We start from the raw sequence: 15,731 nt of genomic DNA on the forward strand, positions 1-15,731 counted from the left end.
CCTTCACCGCTCCTACCTCGGCAGCGCCATCAGGCGCTGCCGTTTTCATGAGATGACGGAGAAGTTTCTTGGTTGAGCGGCGCTCCCCTTTCTACACCAGCATCGTTGGCCTCGGCGCCACGATGGGCCGGGTCGGCGGCGACTTCGTCTCGGCCAAAACTTATTCCGGCATCGCCGACGAGCATCTGAACACGCGCAAGAATGTCGGCGTGCAGGATCTCAGCACCATGGGCAAGATGGACATCAAGGGGGCGGAAGCCGAGGCGCTGGTCAACCACATCATCGTCAACGATGCGGCCGCGATGAGCCCCGGCCAGGTGCGCTATTCCACCGTCTGCCGCGACGATGGCGGCATCATGGACGACCTCACCGTGTTCCGGCTGGCGCCTGAGCATTTCATGCTGGTGACCGGCTCGGTCAACCGGCTGAAGATGCTGCCCTGGCTGCAACATCATGCTGAAGCGCGAAAGGCCTATGTCACCGACATCACGGCGGCCGTCGCCTTTCCGACGATACAGGGGCCGCGTTCACGCGAGCTGCTGAAAGCACTGGTTTCGGATGCCGATCTCGATGAGTTGAAACGCGGGGCGTTCACTTCAGGGCGCGTCGGCGAGACCAAAGTCCTGATCTCACGCACCGGGGTGACCGGCGAGCTCGGCTTCGAACTGTTCGTGCCGGCGGACGAGGCCACTTCCGTCTGGGACGCGCTGATGCGGACCGGTAGCGATTTCGACCTGAAGCCATACGGCGTGCTGGCCATGTTCACGCTCGGGCTGGAAAAGGCCTATCCGGCGCATGGCATCGACATGGACGAGAGCCGTACGCCCTTCCATGTCGGGCTCGATCGCTGGATCAAGTTCGACAAGGGCGAGTTCATCGGCCGCGAGGCATTGCTCACAATTCGCGACAAGGGGCTCGACGAACGCTGGACCGGGCTGATTCTCGACGGTGACAAGCCGGCCGCGACGGATGCCAGGGTTTTCGCCGACGGCGAGGATGCCGGCGTCGTCACCTACAGCGATCACGGCTATTCCTTAGGCAAAGTTCTGGCGACGGCGCATTTGCGGCTGCCGTTCACCGCCATCGGGACCGAACTCAGCATCGACATTGACGGCAAGCCGACCCGCGCGGTGGTGGCGCCGATGCCGTTCTTCGATCCAGAAGGCACGAGACTGCGCGCCTAGGCGAGTTTCGCCAGCAGCCGCATAAACGTAGCGGCCTCCTTGGCGGTCAGCGGCGCCAGCGTTTCCTGGGTGATGGCGCGGGCCAGCGGGATCAGCCGCTCGATCGCCTCGCGTCCCCGGGGCGTGAGACTGACCAGCAGGCGCCTTTTGTCGACCTCATGCTTGGTCAGGTCGACCAGGCCGCGCGCTTTCAGTCGGTCGATGACGCCCTTGACCGTCGCCGCGTCCATGGCAATCAGCGTGCCGAGCTGGTTCTGCGAGGTCTCGCCGACATCGTGCAGTTTGGCGAGTGCTGCAAATTGCGGCGGCGTCAGGTCGCTGATCTGGGCGGCAAAGATCGAGACATGGCGCTGATGCGCCTTGCGCAGGATGAAGCCGACCTGCTCCTGCAGGCGGTAGTCATGATCGTCAGGCTCTTCGGCCTCGACGAGCTTGAGAAGATTGTCCCCGCCGCTCATCGCAAGCCGTCCCAGGCCTTGATATCGCCAACCGCGAGGCCGCCCATGCGGTCATGCACGCGCGGGCCGCAGCTCATGGCGAGGCAAAACAGGATTTCGTCGGGGCGAGGCCCGTCGCTGAGGCCTACCTCCATGGCGTCGAAATGGCTGCGGACATAGGCGGCGTTGGTGTGGCCGAGCGGTACGTCGAGCCGCGAGCCGAACGCCCCGACCTTGGTTGCCGACGGCACGATCGCCTTGGCGTCGCCCAGCCGCTCGCGCATGGCATAACCGCCCGGCACATGCCAGAGCGCGCCGTGCTCCAGCTCCCCTGACGAACCGACGATGGTGCCCTTGCCGTAGGCGTCGATCTGCTTGATGTCGCCGCCCAATGCGGCAATGAGCTTGTCGGTGAGCAGCAGGCCGAGCGGCTTCAGATCGTCCATGGCGCTCTGCAGTTCTTCGACGTAGCGGCCGGCGAACGGGTTCTTCACCAGGGCCACGGCTGCAGCGCGGCGGCGCGGCAGAGCAGCGACCGGCCCGCCATCGTGAAAGATCTCTTCGGTAAGAACCGCGATCTTGCGGATCGGAAACTCAGGCATGGGCAACTTCCTTCCCTGGACTTTTGTTGGGCGCGGCAAGCGCCATGGAACCACTGATGCGGGCTTCCCCGCCTAGAAACAGCGCCGATGCGGCAATCAGGCCGCGCCGGCGAAAATCTTCGGCGACGGCAAGGCCATTGTCCAGCGCCCGCTCCACATCGCCACGCGCGAGCATGCCGACGGCTTGTGTCACCAGCCGTGCACCGAGATCGCTGTCGGGCACCAAGTCCTGCGCGGGAATGCGCTTGATGGCGGGATTGCCGGGCAGGTCGACGGCGTTGGCAATGAGTGTCGCGGCCGCATCGGCCTCGGCGCCGGTGCGCGCGAGCACGGTGACGGCGTCGGCAATGCCAAGCGAGAACGAACGGCCGCGCCAGCCGCTCGTGGCGACGCCGCGCACGCCGTCCGCCGAGCGAATGGTGAGACGGTCGGCCAAGCCGTTGCCGGTGCCGGCGATCGCCAGGTTCATCGACTGGCCCTTGCCGATGTGGAGTGCGCTGTCGCCGCCATTGTTGACATAGGCGCGGTCGAGTCTGCGGCCTGCAAGCAATGCCGAGAGCATTTCGTCGGCTACCGATCCGGCGACGGCGGCCATCGGCGTGATGAAGCTTTCCGCCAAGGGCATGACGGCTGCTTCCATGCGCCGCGCGGTCGGGCCGGCGAAGGTGCGCGGCGCCAGGAAAAATGCCGGCAGCCGCAATTCGGGAAGCTCCTCGACCAACTCGATCAGGATCGTCTGGAAGCGCTCGATCGCCTGATCGTAGGCGGCACGACACTCAGCCGCCTCACCAAAGGCCTCGACGATCAGGTCGATCGGCCCGTGGTTGAGGTGCAGCCGCTTGCCGTCCTGCAGCCAGTGGACTTGCGGGCCTTGCATCACGCGGCCCCGTTCGAGCCGGCGCGGCGCAACTGCGCCAGCGGCGGCCATGGATTTTGACAGGCAGCCCCGGAGCCGCGACGCGGATTGAGGTATTCGCCGCCCTTGGCAACAATATCCTCGACGCTGCGTATCTCGGCCTCGTAGCCGCCCAGCCTGACATAGTCGTCGCGGCGCAGCGTGAACTCGATCGGCGCCACCAGGGCCGGGGTCGGCACATAGCCGAACGCGCCTTCCGGCACGCGCGTGACGTCGACCATCAGCGTGATGCCGCCGCCCGGCCAGACATAGACCGGCGCGCCGCCGACGGTGACATAGGTCTTCAAGCCCTGCACCGAGCGGGTGAGATTGACCGGGTTTTCGGTGACCCCGGCGCGCAGCGACCCGCCGGCGCCGCCGATGAACAGCACGGTGCAGAGCGCCGGTTCGCAATTGTCCTCGATCAGGCCGACCGATTTTTGCAACCGGTCCGGGAACGGTTTTTCCACAGGCTTCAACTCGTCGTCGAGCTCGTAATAGGCGAACTGCTCGCCAGTGGTCGACACCATCAACAGCGACAGGCCAGGACGCGCGCCCTTCTTGGAATTCCATTCGCCGAGGATCGACAGCGGGTCGGAAATGCTTGTGCCGCCCCAGCCGAGGCCGGGCTCGGAGACCTTGAAGTAGCGGCCCGGCGTCGAACGGCGGCCGATGATTTTTATCCCCGTATCCTGCCAGCCCAGCACCTTGCCGGCTTGATGCTCCGACACGACGCCGGTGATGTGGTCGTCGACCACCACCACTTCGTCGACCAGGCCGCGCCATTGCGTGGCGAACATGCCGATGGTGGCCGAGCCGCAACCGACGCGCATGCGATGTTCCTGCTTGCCGTCGATGACAGGTGGTTTGCCGGCTTCGACGATGATGGTGGCGCCACCGTCGATGGTCAGTTCGACAGGCTTGCGGTTGCACAGATTGAGCATCGCGTCGCAGGTTGCCCGGCCTTCGGCCTTGGAGCCGCCGGTCAGATGATGCACGCCGCCCAGCGACAGCATCTGCGAGCCATATTCGCCTGTCGTGACGTGGCCGATCGGCTCGCCTTGCGCGCGCACGATTGCCGTTTCGGGGCCGAGATGACGGTCCGTGTCGATCTTCACCTTGACGCCGCAGTACGAAAAAATGCCTTCGGTGACCACGGTCACCAGATCGACCCCCTCGACCTCCTGGCTGACGATGAAGGGAGCCGGCTTGTAGTCGGGATAGGTGGTGCCGGCGCCGATTGCAGTGACGAAGCGGCGGCCGGTGTTGACCAGTTCGCCGTCCCATTGCTCGCCCTCGGCAGTGAAAGGCACGACCGCGGCGCCGCTCTCTGCCGCATGGTCGAGGATGGTCAGCGGGTCCATACGCACGATGCGGCCACCGACATTGCCGTAGCGGTCGCAGGCGCCGGTGCGGCCATCGGCGATGTAGCACATGACCGGACAGGCATCGCAGCGGATCTTTTCCGCCACCAGCTTTTCGCCGGGATCGTGGGTTTCGAAGCGTTCGGCAAGCTCGCTCATCGGCGTGCCTCCTTGTCGTCGATGCCATCTTTTTCGCGGATCGCGGCGCGGATGCGCGTCGGCGTCGCCGGAACCTTGGTGATGAGAAGGCCGGTTGCGTGGCGGATGGCGTTGAGGATGGCGGGTGCGGTCGGGATCAGCACATGCTCGCCCAGGCCCTTGGCGCCGAACGGCCCCTCGGGATCGGGAACCTCGATCAATATGTGCTCGATCTCAGGCACGTCGCCGATGGTCGGAATGAGATAGTCGTGCAGATTCTCGGTGCGGCCGGGGATGTATTCCTCCATCAGCGCCATGCCGATGCCTTGCGCGATGCCGCCCTCGATCTGGCCTTCGACCAGAAGCGGGTTGATCGCCTTGCCTACATCGTGCGCGGCGGTGATTTTCAAGAGCTTCACCGTGCCGAGCTTGAGGTCGACCTCCAGTTCGGCGATCTGCGCGCCATAGCCATAGACGGCGTAAGGCTTGCCCTGGCCCTTGGCGTCGAGCGGCAGCGTCGGCGGGTCGTAGGTTTCCTCGGCGCGGAAGACGTAGCCGTCCGCATCGACATCGAGGGCGGGGAGATCGATGCGCCGAGTGGCTTCGCCCTCGCGAATGACGATCGCCGGGCCGTCCAATTGCAGGCTCGCGTTCTCCGAGACATTGGCAAAACGCAGGATCTTTTCGCGCAAGGCGCGGCCGGCCTTCTCGGCCGCCTTGCCGGTGACAAAAGTCTGGCGCGAGGCCGATGTTTTGCCGGCGTCGGGGCTGATCGCGGTGTCGGCGCTCTTCAGCTTGAATTTTTCCAGCGGCAGGCCGAGTGCGTCGGCGCAGATCTGGGCGATGACGGTGTTGGAGCCCTGGCCGATATCGACGGCGCCCTGGTGCAGGATGACCTCGCCCTCCGGCGAGATACCGACCCTTATGGTCGACGGATTGGGCAGCGAGGTGTTGCCGCAGCCATACCAGCAGGACGCGATGCCGACGCCGCGCCTTTTGCTCGTATTGGCATTGTTGAATGTATCTGCGTCGACCTTCGCGCGAGCCCAATGCGGCCGCAAGGAGTCGAGGCACTCGAAGATACCGACTCCCGACTCCAGTCGCTGTCCGGTAACCGTTTCGGATCCGTTCCGAAGGCAGTTTCTCAGGCGAAAATCGAGCCGGTCCATGCCGAGCTTGCCGGCAAGCTCATCATAGAGCGTCTCCTGCATGATCGTCGCCTGCGGCACGCCGAAGCCACGGAAGGCGCCGGAAATCGGCCCGTGGGTGTGGATGGCGCGGCCTTCGGCGCGGTAATTCGGCGTCGCATAGGGACCGGAGGCATGCACCGGCACGCGGTTGGCGACAGTCGGCCCCCAACTGGCATAGGCGCCGGTGTTGAAATCGCCGGAAAAGATCATGCCGGTGACATGGCCTTCGGCGTCAGTGCCGATGGTCGCCTTCATCTCGGCGGGGTGGCGCTTGGTGGTCGACATCATCGATTCGGTGCGGGTGTAGGCAAGCGCCGCCGGCCGGCCGGTTTTCAGTGCCACAAGGCCGATGAGCGGCTGCAGCGACACGTCCAGTTTCGAGCCGAAGCCGCCGCCGGTCGCGGTCGGCACGATGCGCACCTTGTCGACGGCAAGACCGAGCACCTTTGCCGTTTCGTCACGGTCCATATAGGGGGCCTGGGTGCAGGCGACGACGACCAGCGTGTCGCCGTCCATGTAGGCATGGCCGGCTTCCGGCTCGATATAGGCGTGCTCGACATAGGAGGTGTCGATGGCACCGGACACCGTGTAAGCAGCCTCGCCAAGCGCCGTCTCGGGGTCGCCGCGCTCGACAAAGCCCTTGGTCAACAAATTGGCCGGGCGGTTCGCGTGGATGAGCGCAGCCCCTTCTGCCTGCGCGTCGCCGGGCTGCAGAAAATGCGGCAGCTCGGTCCAGCGGACCGGGAAATCCTGGAGGTCGAGATCGAGCATGGCCTCGCGCTCGCCGGCGACCAGCGCCACTGCCTCGCCGCGCAGCCGCGCAAAGCCTTCGGCCAGCGCCGGCTGGTCGGCAAACGGACCGATGACGCCGAAACAGTTTTTTCCCGGGATGTCGGCGGCGGTGAAGACGCCGGCGATGCCGGGATGCGACTTCACCCAGCCCTCCAGGTCGCCGAAGGCGAAGCCGGCATGATAATGCGGCGAGCGGACCACCAGCACAGCCAGCGCATCGGCGGGAAAGGCATCGCCGCCGAATTTTTCAGCGCCGGTGATTTTTGGCACGCCGTCGAGCCGGACCGGGGAGGCGCCTACAGCATTCCCTGTGGTTGGCATTCTACGTTCAAAGTTGAATTCCAACGAATGACGTTGGCGCTGCCCCTCACCCTTACCCTCTCCCCGTGAAGAACGGGGAGCGGGGAGCGTCGGCGCTGGAGCACTTCCCTTCTCCCCGTCACTATACGGGGTGAGGGTGCCGGCAGGCGGATGAGGGGCAGCGCCGTCGGTCGACGTCTCGAACCGTCCCGCATCCATCACTGCCGCGATGATCTTTCTGTAGCCGGTGCAACGGCAGAGGATGCCGCCCAGCGCATCCTGCACCTCGGTCTCGGTCGGATTCGGCGTGCCATCCAGCAGCGCCGTTGCCGCGACCAGCAGCGCCGGCGTGCAGATGCCGCATTGCGCGGCGCCATGCGCCAGGAAGGACGCCTGCAGAGCCGAGAGCCGGCCATCGGCGAGGCCTTCGACGGTCGTTACGGACGTCCCGGCTGCGGAGGCCGCCGGCATCAGGCAGGCGCAGACGGCGTCGCCGTCGACCAGCACCGTGCAGGCGCCGCAATCGCCGGCATCGCAGCCAACCTTGGTGCCCGTCAGCTGCAATTCGTCGCGCAAAACCTGCGACAGCCGGCGCAGCGGCGGCACATTGACCGAGACGGCGGCGCCATTGACGGCGAAGGCGATCTCGGCGCGCTCGATGCCGAGGCCCGGCACGAGGTCGGGCAGGGCTTCAATCATCTCGGAGTGGCTCATGCCGCCACCATGCTGTTGTCGTTCGTCAGCCCGCAGGCTCCCAGCACGGCGCGAGCGACAAGCTCGCGCGCTGCGTCGAGCCGGTATTCGGCGCTGCCGCGCACGTCGGCAATCGGCGAGAGCTCGGCCATCGGCGCGGACAGGAGAGCATCGGCGAGTGCCGGGCCGACAGGCTTGCCCACCAGCACGGCTTCGACAGCGGCGAGCCGCCTGGCGACGGCCGAGCAGGACCCGACCGCGACAGCGGCTTCCATGACTATGCCACTCTCGGCAACGAGGCGCGCCGCCACCATGGCGATGGAGATGACGAGGTAACGCCGCGCACCGAGCTTGACGAAGGCCGACGTGCCGGCAGAGGCCCGCTTCGTGATGCGGATGGCGGTGACCAGTTCGCCCGGCAGCAAAGCGGTGCGGCGGTTGCCGAGAATGAACTGCTGCAGCGGCAGATGACGCGTCGCGGCTGCAGAGCGCAGCTCGACCTCGGCGTCCAGCACCAGCAGTCCCGGAACGCCATCGGCGGCAGGCGAAGCATTGCAGAGATTGCCGGCGATCGAGGCGACATTCTGGATCTGCAGGGAGCCCACTTCGCGCGCGGCCTGCTTCAGCGCATCGAAAGCCGCCGGCAATGGATGGCGGACAAGGTCGGTCCAGGTGGTGCGGGCGCCCAAAACCCAATGGGTTTCGGTCTCGGCAATGCCGCGCAGCGAGACCAGGCCGTTAATATCGAGAACATTGTCGCGGAACGGTTTGGCGCCCTGCGCCGGATAGAAATCGGTGCCGCCGGCAAGCACGCGCCAGGCGCCCTCGCCCAGCAGAGCGAGCGCCTCGTCGAGCGTGGCGGGTTTCGCGTAACGGATCACGCTTTGCCTTCCAAAAAAATAGGCCTTCCCATTGGGACCTTCAAAAGGTGGGGTCTTCCCGAACCCCGCCAATGTCTGATCAGGCCAAATTCATTCGTATGCAAATGATATCAAGCTGGCGGAAATTGTCAAAGCCGGAGTTTAAGGGAACCCGGCCGCCATGCATTTGTTACGTCCGCGCATGATCCCCAAAAATCGGAATCGATTTTCGGAAAGGATCCTGCGCAAAGTAAAGTGCTACAGCGTCCTTTGCGCGTCCGAAGGGGACGCGCGGCGCTGTAGGAGGTTGACGCAGGCGGCCATCCGGTCGAGTTTCTGCATCCGGTCGCATCAGCGGCGTATTTCACTCGATCCCCCGTTCGAGACGTAGAAGAGGAGAGGCGCCATGGCCGACGAAGCGCTTGTTGTCATCGACCTGCAAAACGACTTCTGCCCCGGCGGCGCACTGGCGGTTGCCGGCGGCGACGAAATCGTGCCGCTGGTCAACGATCTGATCCGGCATGCCGAGCATGTCGTGCTGACGCAGGACTGGCACCCGGCCGGACATTCGAGCTTTGCCTCCAGCCATCCGGGGGCGCAGCCCTTCAGCGCAATCGAGATGCCCTATGGGCCGCAGACTCTGTGGCCCGACCATTGCATCCAGGGCAGCCTCGGTTCGGATTTTCACTCGGGGCTCGCCTGGACCAAGGCCGAGCTGGTGATCCGCAAGGGGTTCCGCCCCGATATCGACAGCTACTCCGCCTTCTTCGAGAACGACCACAAGACGCCGACCGGGCTCGCCGGCTACCTCAAGGAGCGCGGCATCGGCACCGTGACCGTGGTTGGCCTGGCGACCGACTTCTGCGTCGCCTTCTCGGCCCTCGACGCGGTCAAGCAAGGCTTCAAGACGACGGTGCGGCTCGACGCGTGCCGCGGCATCGATCTCAACGGTTCGGTCGAGGCGATGCTGAAGAGGATGCGCGATGCCGGGGTGAGGCTCGAAGACCCGATCTCGGAGTGACTGGATCGTGACGCATCGAGGGGGCTGCACACAGTTGGGGAAGGCTTTCGCGGCAGGTGTACTCGCTTCCGCTGTGTCTCCGCAAATGGCCTTCGCGGCCGAGGCCCGCGGTCTGCCCGATGCTGCCATGTCGCTGTGGTGGGCGCTGCCTTTCGCTGGCCTGCTGCTCTCGATCGCCACCGGACCGCTGCTGTTCCACCATGTCTGGGAGCATCATTACGGCAAGATCGCCGCCGGCTGGGCAGCGCTGGCGGTCATCCCGCTGATGGTTGCATTCGGCGTTCCGGTAGCCGGTGAAGCCGTGCTGCACACGCTGCTCACCGAATACATGTCGTTCATTATCCTGCTGTTCGCGCTCTACACCATTTCGGGCGGCATCCTTGTGGCCGGCAACATCCATGGCACGCCGCTGGTCAATGCCGGGCTGCTGCTCGTCGGGGCAATGCTGGCCTCGGTGATCGGCACCACCGGCGCCTCGATGATCCTGATCCGGCCGATGCTGCGCGCCAACGACAACCGGCAGTTCAACGCCCATGTCGTCATCTTCTTCATCTTCCTGGTGTCCAACATCGGCGGCTCGCTGACGCCCTTGGGCGACCCGCCATTGTTCGTCGGCTTCCTGCGCGGCGTCGACTTCTTCTGGACGACGGCGAACCTCTGGCGCGAGACGCTGTTCACCGGCGGCTTGGTGCTGCTTGTCTTCCTGGCCATCGACATCATGCTGCATCGCCGTGAAGGCGGCGCGCCGAAGATCAAGGATCCGACGCCGGATACAAAGGTGCGCCTTCGCGGCCTGGCCAATCTGCCGCTGCTGGCCGGCGTCATTGCCGCGATCCTGCTGTCGGCAGCATGGAAGCCAGGCGTGAGCTTTTCAGTGCTGGGCGTGAGCCTCGAACTGCAGAACCTGGCGCGCGACGCCATTATCCTGGGGCTCGCCGGACTGTCGCTTGTCGTTTCCCTCAAGAGCCATCGCGAGGCCAACGGCTTCACCTGGGGCCCGATCGCGGAGGTGGCGAAACTGTTTGCCGGCATCTTCATCTGCATCGTGCCGGTCATTGCCATCCTTCGCGCCGGCCATGACGGCGCGCTGGCGCCGCTGGTGGCGCTGGTGACGTCACCCACCGGCCAGCCCAATGATCTCGCCTATTTCTGGCTGACCGGCGGGCTGTCGTCCTTCCTCGACAATGCGCCGACCTATCTGGTGTTTTTCGAACTCGCAGGCGGCGACGCGCGGCACCTGATGACGGAGGCGGCCTCGACGCTGGCTGCGATCTCGGCCGGCGCGGTGTTCATGGGCGCCAACACCTATATCGGCAATGCACCCAACTTCATGGTCTACGCCATTGCCCGACACCGCGGTGTGAAGATGCCGGGCTTCTTCGGCTACATGGCATGGTCAGGGCTGGTGCTGATCCCGATCTTTTTGATCGCCGGGTTCCTGTTTTTCGGCTGATCAGCCGATGCCGACATAGCGCCTGACTGCCGATGGGTCGGCGCGCAATTGCTCGACATCGACGGTCTCGCGGTTGCGGCCGTTCTCGATGAAGCAGACGCGGTCGGCGACGGACAGCACGGCGTCGACGCGCTGTTCGACCAGAATGGTGGAGACACCTAGCTCACGCAGCTTCACCACCGTCTCGCGGATCTTGGCGATCATCGACGGCATCAGCCCCTCCGTCGGCTCGTCTAGCAACAGCACCTGCGGCTCAAGGCCAAGCGCACGGGCCATGGCCAGCATCTGCTGCTCGCCGCCGGACAAAGTGCCGGAGCGCTGGCGCAGCCGCTGGCGCAGCAGCGGGAAGAGATCGAGCACGCTCTCGCGCGTCGCTCTGCCCTTGCCGCGCGCCATCAGACCGATCTCGATGTTTTCCGCCACCGTCATCTCGGCGAACAGCCGCCTGCCTTGCGGTACATAGGCGACGCCGGCCTTGGGCACCTCATGCGCCGGCAGGCCGGTCAACTCCTTGCCGGCGAGCCGGATCGAGCCGGCGCTCGACGGAACCAGCCCCATGATTGCTTTCAGCGCCGTCGTCTTGCCGGCGCCGTTGCGACCGAACAGGCACAGCACCTCGCCCTTGTTGAGCACGAGATCAAGCTCGTAGAGCACCTGAACCTCGCCATAGAAGCATTCGAGCCTGGAGATGGTCAGCGCTTCAGTCTTGTGGGCTTCAGTCTTGTGGGCTTCAGTCTTGGGGGCCTCAGTCTTGGGGGCTTCGCTCATGGCGCCGTCCCCAGATAGGCTTCCTGCACCTGTGTGTTGGCGCGAACCTGTTCGGGGGTGCCTTCGGCCAGGATCCTGCCGGCGTTGAAGACGGTGATGCGGTCGGCCAGCTGCATGACGACCGGCATGTTGTGCTCGATCAGGAGCACGGTGGCGCTCTTGGCGATCTCGCGCACCAGTTCGATGAAATTGTCGATCTCGCTGTCGGCCAGCCCCTGCGTCGGCTCGTCGAGGATCAAAAGCCGCGGCTTCAGCGCCAGGCCCATTGCCACTTCCAGCAGGCGCTGATGGCCGTAGGAAAGCTGGCCGGCCGGCATATGGGCGCGGCCCGCAAGTCCGGTGCGTTCCAGCGCGGCCATGACGCCGGTGCGCACCGCACCTTTCGAGCGGCCGTCGGTCAGCGTGCGCTGCACCGGCAGCGCGACATTATCGTAGGCAGAGAGGTTGGCGAAGACGCTGGTGATCTGAAAGGTGTAGGCGATGCCCCGGCGCACCCTGAGATAGGCCGGCTGGCTGGTGATGTCGGCGCCGTCGAAGACGATCATGCCGGACGATGGCTGAATGCGGCCGCTGACCAGGCTGACGAAGGTGGTTTTGCCGGCGCCATTGGGCCCGATGACGGCGCGGATCTCGCCCGGCATCAGCTGGAAGTCGACACCGTCGACGGCGCGCAGGCCGCCGAAATTGCGCGCCAGGCCTTTGGTGGTCAGCAACGGCATCATGGCAGCCACCCGAGCCAGCGCTGGCGGATGGTGCCCAGAATGCCTTTGGGGAAAAACAGCACCAGCAGGATGAGCGCAATACCGACGATCAGGAGATAGGCGGAGGTGTAGCCGCTGGCGGTGTCGATGACATAGTACATGAACACCGTGCCGAGCAGCGCGCCCAGCGTCGTGGCGGCGCCGCCGAGCAGCACCCAGAGCAGCGGCAGGATGGAATACTGCACCGAGGCAAAGCTCGAGCCGACATAGCCGAACAGCAGCGCATAGGCCGCACCCGAGGCGGCGCAGATGGTGCCGGAGACGACGACGGCGATCAGCTTGTTGGAGAAGGTGTCGTAGCCCAGCATTTTCGTGCGCTCCTCGTTCTCGCGCACCGCGACCAGCACGCGGCCATAGCGGGAGCGGACGATGGCGAGGGTGATCAGCAGCACGACCGAGAACAGCGCCAGCGCGCTCATGTAGCGCACGGTCGGGTTGGTTAGGTCGAGCGATGTCGCGCCGAAGGCCAGAACCCGCGCCGGCTGCGGCACGACCAGACCCTGGTCGCCGCCGGTCCAAGCGGCGAAATAGAGGATGACGAGGTAAAACACCTGCGCGAACATCATGGTGACGATCATGAAGGCGACGCCGGTGGTGCGCAGCGCCAGCAGGCCGATCACCAGTGCCAGCAGCGCGCCGCAGGCGATGCCGGCGAGGAAAGCCAAAGGCACGCTCCAGCCGAGATGGATGACGGCGAGACCAGCGCCATAGAGCCCGGCGGCGAAGAACATGGCGTGGCCGAGGCTGAGCAGGCCGACATAGCCGAACAGCATGTTGTAGCCCATGGCGAACACCGCCAGCACCATGATTCGGGCCAGCAGGCCATGATGGTAGTCGGGCAGGACGAAGCTCAGCGCAAACAGTAGCGCGATGACGCCGAGATGCAATGCATAGGCTTTTGCCGGCGAAGCTTCGCTCATCGCGACGCCTGCCCGAACAGGCCCTGCGGCCGGAATACCAGCACCATGGCCACCAGCAGCGTGGCGATGATCTTGGCCAAAGTCGGCGAAAAGAACACCGAGATGATGCCGTCGGACAGGCCGATCAGCACGGCGGCGACGACGGTGCCGCGCAGCGAGCCGAGGCCGCCGATGATGACGACGATGAAGGACAACAGCAGCGGGTCCTGTCCCATCAGATAATGCGCCTGACTGATCGGCACGATCAGCACGGCGGCGATGGCCGCCAGCATGGCGCCGAGCCCGAAGACGCCGGCATAGACGCGGTCGACCGGAATGCCGAAGGCCTGCGCCGTCTCGCTGTCATATTGGGTGGCGCGCATGATGAGGCCGATCTTGGTGCGCGTCAGCACCAGCCAGGTGGCGATGAGCAGAAGGGCCGAAGCGGCAATGATCGACAGCTTGTAGCCGGAATAGCCGAACCAGGGCAAAAGGATGCGGTAGCTGAAGGGCGGCTCCACCGGGCGGGCTTCCGGGCCATAGAAGCTCAACGCCAGCTGCTGGATGATGTAGAGCATGCCGATCGTGGCGACGATGGTGGCTTCCGGATTGTAATTGAGCCGGCGCAGCACAAGCCGCTCGGCGACCAGCGCAATGGCGCCGACAATCAGCGGCGCAATCACCAGCGCCGCCAGGAAGCCGAGCGTGGGATGGCCGGGTATCGCCGTCGAGATCGCCCAGGCCAGCACCGCGCCCAGCATGAAGAACTCGCCATGGGCGACGTTGACGACGCGCATGACGCCGAACACCAGCGACAGCCCAAGCGCCGTCAGCGCCAACACGGCGGAGGTGACAAGGCCTTCGAGGGCGGCGAGGAGGAGATGGGGTCCGAAATGCATTCAGGGCGCCCTTACCCTCCCCTTGTGGGGAGGGTGACCGCGCAGCGGTCGGGTGGGGGTTGGGCACGGGCCGTCGCGACCCCCACCCCGTCTCGCAAGCTTCGCAAAAGTGCGAAGCTTGCGTGCCGACCCTCCCCACAAGGGGGAGGGTAAGGCGCCTCACAGCGCCTGCGTCGTATAATCCCCTTCGGCCTCGTAAAGCCCGTCCTCGATCTTGGTCTTGTGGACGACATTCAGCTTGCCACCTTCGACCTTGGAGATGTTCTGGATGCCAAAACACTGGTGGATCTTGCCGTTGAAGGTCTTCGGCCCCTGCGGATGCTCCGGCCCTTCGGCGAATTCGGTCAGCGCCTCGGTCGCCTCGACCAGCTTGGCGCGGTCTTCCGGGCCCTTGTAGCCGGCGTCTTCCATCGCCTTCTTGACGACATAGAGCGTCTCCCAGCAGCCGAACATGTGGGCGGCGGTGGAGACGTCCTTGGGGTCGCCAACGGCAGCGCCATTTTCGTCGATGCCAACGGCGGCGCGGTAGGCTTTCTGCGCGGCCGAGTCATTGGCCTGGGCATAGCGCGGCGAGCCTTCCCAGAAATGGCTGCCGTCCAGGAATTCGAGGCCGGGGCTGTTGATGTCGGTGGCTTCGAGCGAATCGATGAAGCCGAACAGCTGCGGCCGGTTGGAGCCGTAGAACTCGCCGAGTTCCTTGACGAAGGTGAGCACGGCCGGGCCGACCATCACGTGGTAGATGACTTCGGTCTCGGCGGGTATCTGCGGGAAGTATTTCGTGAAAGACGACTCTGTCGGCGGGATGGCGATCTGGGCGATGACCTCGGCGCCTTGCGCCTTCAGCGCCGGCGGCAGGTAGTCGCGATGGTCGTAGCCGAAGGCGAAATCCGGGAAGATCTGCGTCACCTTCTTGCCGGCATTGGCCGCGATCCACGGCGCCATCGACTGGATCTGGCTCTTCACATCGGTGATGCCAGGCTGGAAGACGTAGCGGTTGAGCTTGGTCGAAGCGACGTGGTGGCCTTCGCTGACGACGAAATACGGGATCTTGTTTTCGCCGGCGGCCGGCGCCGAGCCGATCACCACATGCGAGAACAGCGTGCCGAAGACGATGTCGGTCTTGTGCTGGGTGGCGAACTTGCCGACCACCTCGGCGCCACGGCCGGGATCGGTGCCGTCATCCTCGATCACCAGTTCGACAGGTCGGCCATTGATGCCGCCGGCGTCGTTGATCGCCTTGACCGCGGCGGCACTGGTCTTTTCATACCAGCGGCCATAGGCGGCGCCGATGCCGGTGCGGTGCGACTGGAAGCCGATCTTGATTGGCGCCGAACTCTGCGCCTGGCTGTAGCGGACGAAGCCGGGCGCGAGCGTCAGCCCGGCGCCGGCGGCGAGACCTTTCAGCGCGGTGCGGCGGCTAAGGGTGGATTTGGAGAGATCGAAAAACCCATTCTTGTCAGTCACGGCAGTTCCCC

Annotated in this window: 14 protein-coding genes; 3 read left to right on the forward strand and 11 right to left on the reverse strand. The window is 65.1% G+C overall.

The features are described 5' to 3' along the window. Positions 1 to 68: 68 nt before the first annotated feature. Entirely contained in the window at positions 69 to 1,184 is a 1,116-nt protein-coding gene (locus NLY42_RS05500; protein ID WP_023755445.1) for an aminomethyl transferase family protein, read from the forward strand. Here the strand turns inward: NLY42_RS05500 and NLY42_RS05505 are convergent. The 6 genes from NLY42_RS05505 to NLY42_RS05530 are packed head-to-tail and all read right to left on the reverse strand — an operon-like array spanning position 1,181 to position 8,476. Next, positions 1,181 to 1,642, reverse strand: coding sequence for a MarR family winged helix-turn-helix transcriptional regulator (locus tag NLY42_RS05505; RefSeq protein WP_023755446.1), 462 nt, complete (start codon positions 1,640 to 1,642; stop codon positions 1,181 to 1,183). The genes NLY42_RS05500 and NLY42_RS05505 overlap by 4 nt on opposite strands. Next, positions 1,639 to 2,223: an amino acid synthesis family protein gene (locus NLY42_RS05510; protein ID WP_023755447.1), complete on the reverse strand. Its 585-nt coding sequence runs from the start codon at positions 2,221 to 2,223 to the stop codon at positions 1,639 to 1,641. Before NLY42_RS05510 ends, NLY42_RS05505 begins: the two co-directional genes overlap by 4 nt. Further along, a complete protein-coding gene (locus NLY42_RS05515) occupies positions 2,216 to 3,100 on the reverse strand; it encodes a UPF0280 family protein (protein WP_023693117.1) in 885 nt (294 codons plus the stop codon). Before NLY42_RS05515 ends, NLY42_RS05510 begins: the two co-directional genes overlap by 8 nt. Next, positions 3,100 to 4,641 (reverse strand): hypothetical protein, encoded by a 1,542-nt coding sequence (locus NLY42_RS05520; protein WP_023693116.1) that lies wholly within the window; start codon positions 4,639 to 4,641, stop codon positions 3,100 to 3,102. The genes NLY42_RS05515 and NLY42_RS05520 overlap by 1 nt, the downstream gene beginning before the upstream one ends. Next, positions 4,638 to 7,601 (reverse strand): molybdopterin-dependent oxidoreductase, encoded by a 2,964-nt coding sequence (locus tag NLY42_RS05525; protein ID WP_031244818.1) that lies wholly within the window; start codon positions 7,599 to 7,601, stop codon positions 4,638 to 4,640. Before NLY42_RS05525 ends, NLY42_RS05520 begins: the two co-directional genes overlap by 4 nt. An 11-nt stretch (positions 7,602 to 7,612) precedes the next feature. Further along, the gene (locus NLY42_RS05530; protein ID WP_023732660.1) at positions 7,613 to 8,476 is read right to left on the reverse strand and encodes an FAD binding domain-containing protein; all 864 of its coding nucleotides are present in this window, start codon (positions 8,474 to 8,476) and stop codon (positions 7,613 to 7,615) included. Between the two features lie 385 nt (positions 8,477 to 8,861). Here NLY42_RS05530 and pncA point away from each other — a divergent pair, with 385 nt between their 5' ends. Both pncA and NLY42_RS05540 read left to right on the forward strand, forming a co-directional pair. After that, the gene (gene pncA / locus NLY42_RS05535; RefSeq protein WP_023732661.1) at positions 8,862 to 9,476 is read left to right on the forward strand and encodes a bifunctional nicotinamidase/pyrazinamidase; all 615 of its coding nucleotides are present in this window, start codon (positions 8,862 to 8,864) and stop codon (positions 9,474 to 9,476) included. 85 nt (positions 9,477 to 9,561) lie between these two features. Continuing rightward, a complete protein-coding gene (locus NLY42_RS05540; RefSeq protein WP_023732662.1) occupies positions 9,562 to 10,929 on the forward strand; it encodes a sodium:proton antiporter in 1,368 nt (455 codons plus the stop codon). Here NLY42_RS05540 and NLY42_RS05545 read toward each other — a convergent pair whose 3' ends face one another. The 5 genes from NLY42_RS05545 to NLY42_RS05565 all read right to left on the reverse strand — a co-directional run bounded on the left by NLY42_RS05545 (position 10,930) and on the right by NLY42_RS05565 (position 15,720). Next, a complete protein-coding gene (locus NLY42_RS05545) occupies positions 10,930 to 11,697 on the reverse strand; it encodes an ABC transporter ATP-binding protein (RefSeq protein ID WP_023755449.1) in 768 nt (255 codons plus the stop codon). Next, positions 11,694 to 12,419, reverse strand: coding sequence for an ABC transporter ATP-binding protein (locus NLY42_RS05550; RefSeq protein ID WP_023732664.1), 726 nt, complete (start codon positions 12,417 to 12,419; stop codon positions 11,694 to 11,696). The genes NLY42_RS05545 and NLY42_RS05550 overlap by 4 nt, the downstream gene beginning before the upstream one ends. Then, positions 12,416 to 13,378, reverse strand: coding sequence for a branched-chain amino acid ABC transporter permease (locus NLY42_RS05555; protein ID WP_023689192.1), 963 nt, complete (start codon positions 13,376 to 13,378; stop codon positions 12,416 to 12,418). Before NLY42_RS05555 ends, NLY42_RS05550 begins: the two co-directional genes overlap by 4 nt. After that, positions 13,375 to 14,256, reverse strand: coding sequence for a branched-chain amino acid ABC transporter permease (locus NLY42_RS05560; protein WP_023671284.1), 882 nt, complete (start codon positions 14,254 to 14,256; stop codon positions 13,375 to 13,377). Before NLY42_RS05560 ends, NLY42_RS05555 begins: the two co-directional genes overlap by 4 nt. A gap of 159 nt (positions 14,257 to 14,415) precedes the next feature. Further along, positions 14,416 to 15,720 (reverse strand): ABC transporter substrate-binding protein, encoded by a 1,305-nt coding sequence (locus NLY42_RS05565; RefSeq protein ID WP_023689191.1) that lies wholly within the window; start codon positions 15,718 to 15,720, stop codon positions 14,416 to 14,418. Between the last annotated feature and the right edge of the window lie 11 nt (positions 15,721 to 15,731).

Origin of the sequence: Mesorhizobium sp. C372A (assembly GCF_030323245.1) — a bacterium.
Classification (GTDB): domain Bacteria; phylum Pseudomonadota; class Alphaproteobacteria; order Rhizobiales; family Rhizobiaceae; genus Mesorhizobium.

Bases quoted from the DNA above. Each gene is read 5' to 3' on its own strand.
- NLY42_RS05515 (WP_023693117.1), bottom strand. From the start codon at position 3,100: ATGCAAGGCCCGCAAGTCCACTGGCTGCAGGACGGCAAGCGGCTGCAC.
- NLY42_RS05550 (WP_023732664.1), bottom strand. From the start codon at position 12,419: ATGATGCCGTTGCTGACCACCAAAGGCCTGGCGCGCAATTTCGGCGGC.
- NLY42_RS05510 (WP_023755447.1), bottom strand. From the start codon at position 2,223: ATGCCTGAGTTTCCGATCCGCAAGATCGCGGTTCTTACCGAAGAGATC.
- NLY42_RS05525 (WP_031244818.1), bottom strand. From the start codon at position 7,601: ATGATTGAAGCCCTGCCCGACCTCGTGCCGGGCCTCGGCATCGAGCGC.
- NLY42_RS05505 (WP_023755446.1), bottom strand. From the start codon at position 1,642: ATGAGCGGCGGGGACAATCTTCTCAAGCTCGTCGAGGCCGAAGAGCCT.
- NLY42_RS05560 (WP_023671284.1), bottom strand. From the start codon at position 14,256: ATGCATTTCGGACCCCATCTCCTCCTCGCCGCCCTCGAAGGCCTTGTC.
- NLY42_RS05555 (WP_023689192.1), bottom strand. From the start codon at position 13,378: ATGAGCGAAGCTTCGCCGGCAAAAGCCTATGCATTGCATCTCGGCGTC.
- pncA (WP_023732661.1), top strand. From the start codon at position 8,862: ATGGCCGACGAAGCGCTTGTTGTCATCGACCTGCAAAACGACTTCTGC.
- NLY42_RS05545 (WP_023755449.1), bottom strand. From the start codon at position 11,697: ATGAGCGAAGCCCCCAAGACTGAGGCCCCCAAGACTGAAGCCCACAAG.
- NLY42_RS05540 (WP_023732662.1), top strand. From the start codon at position 9,562: ATGGCCTTCGCGGCCGAGGCCCGCGGTCTGCCCGATGCTGCCATGTCG.
- NLY42_RS05520 (WP_023693116.1), bottom strand. From the start codon at position 4,641: ATGAGCGAGCTTGCCGAACGCTTCGAAACCCACGATCCCGGCGAAAAG.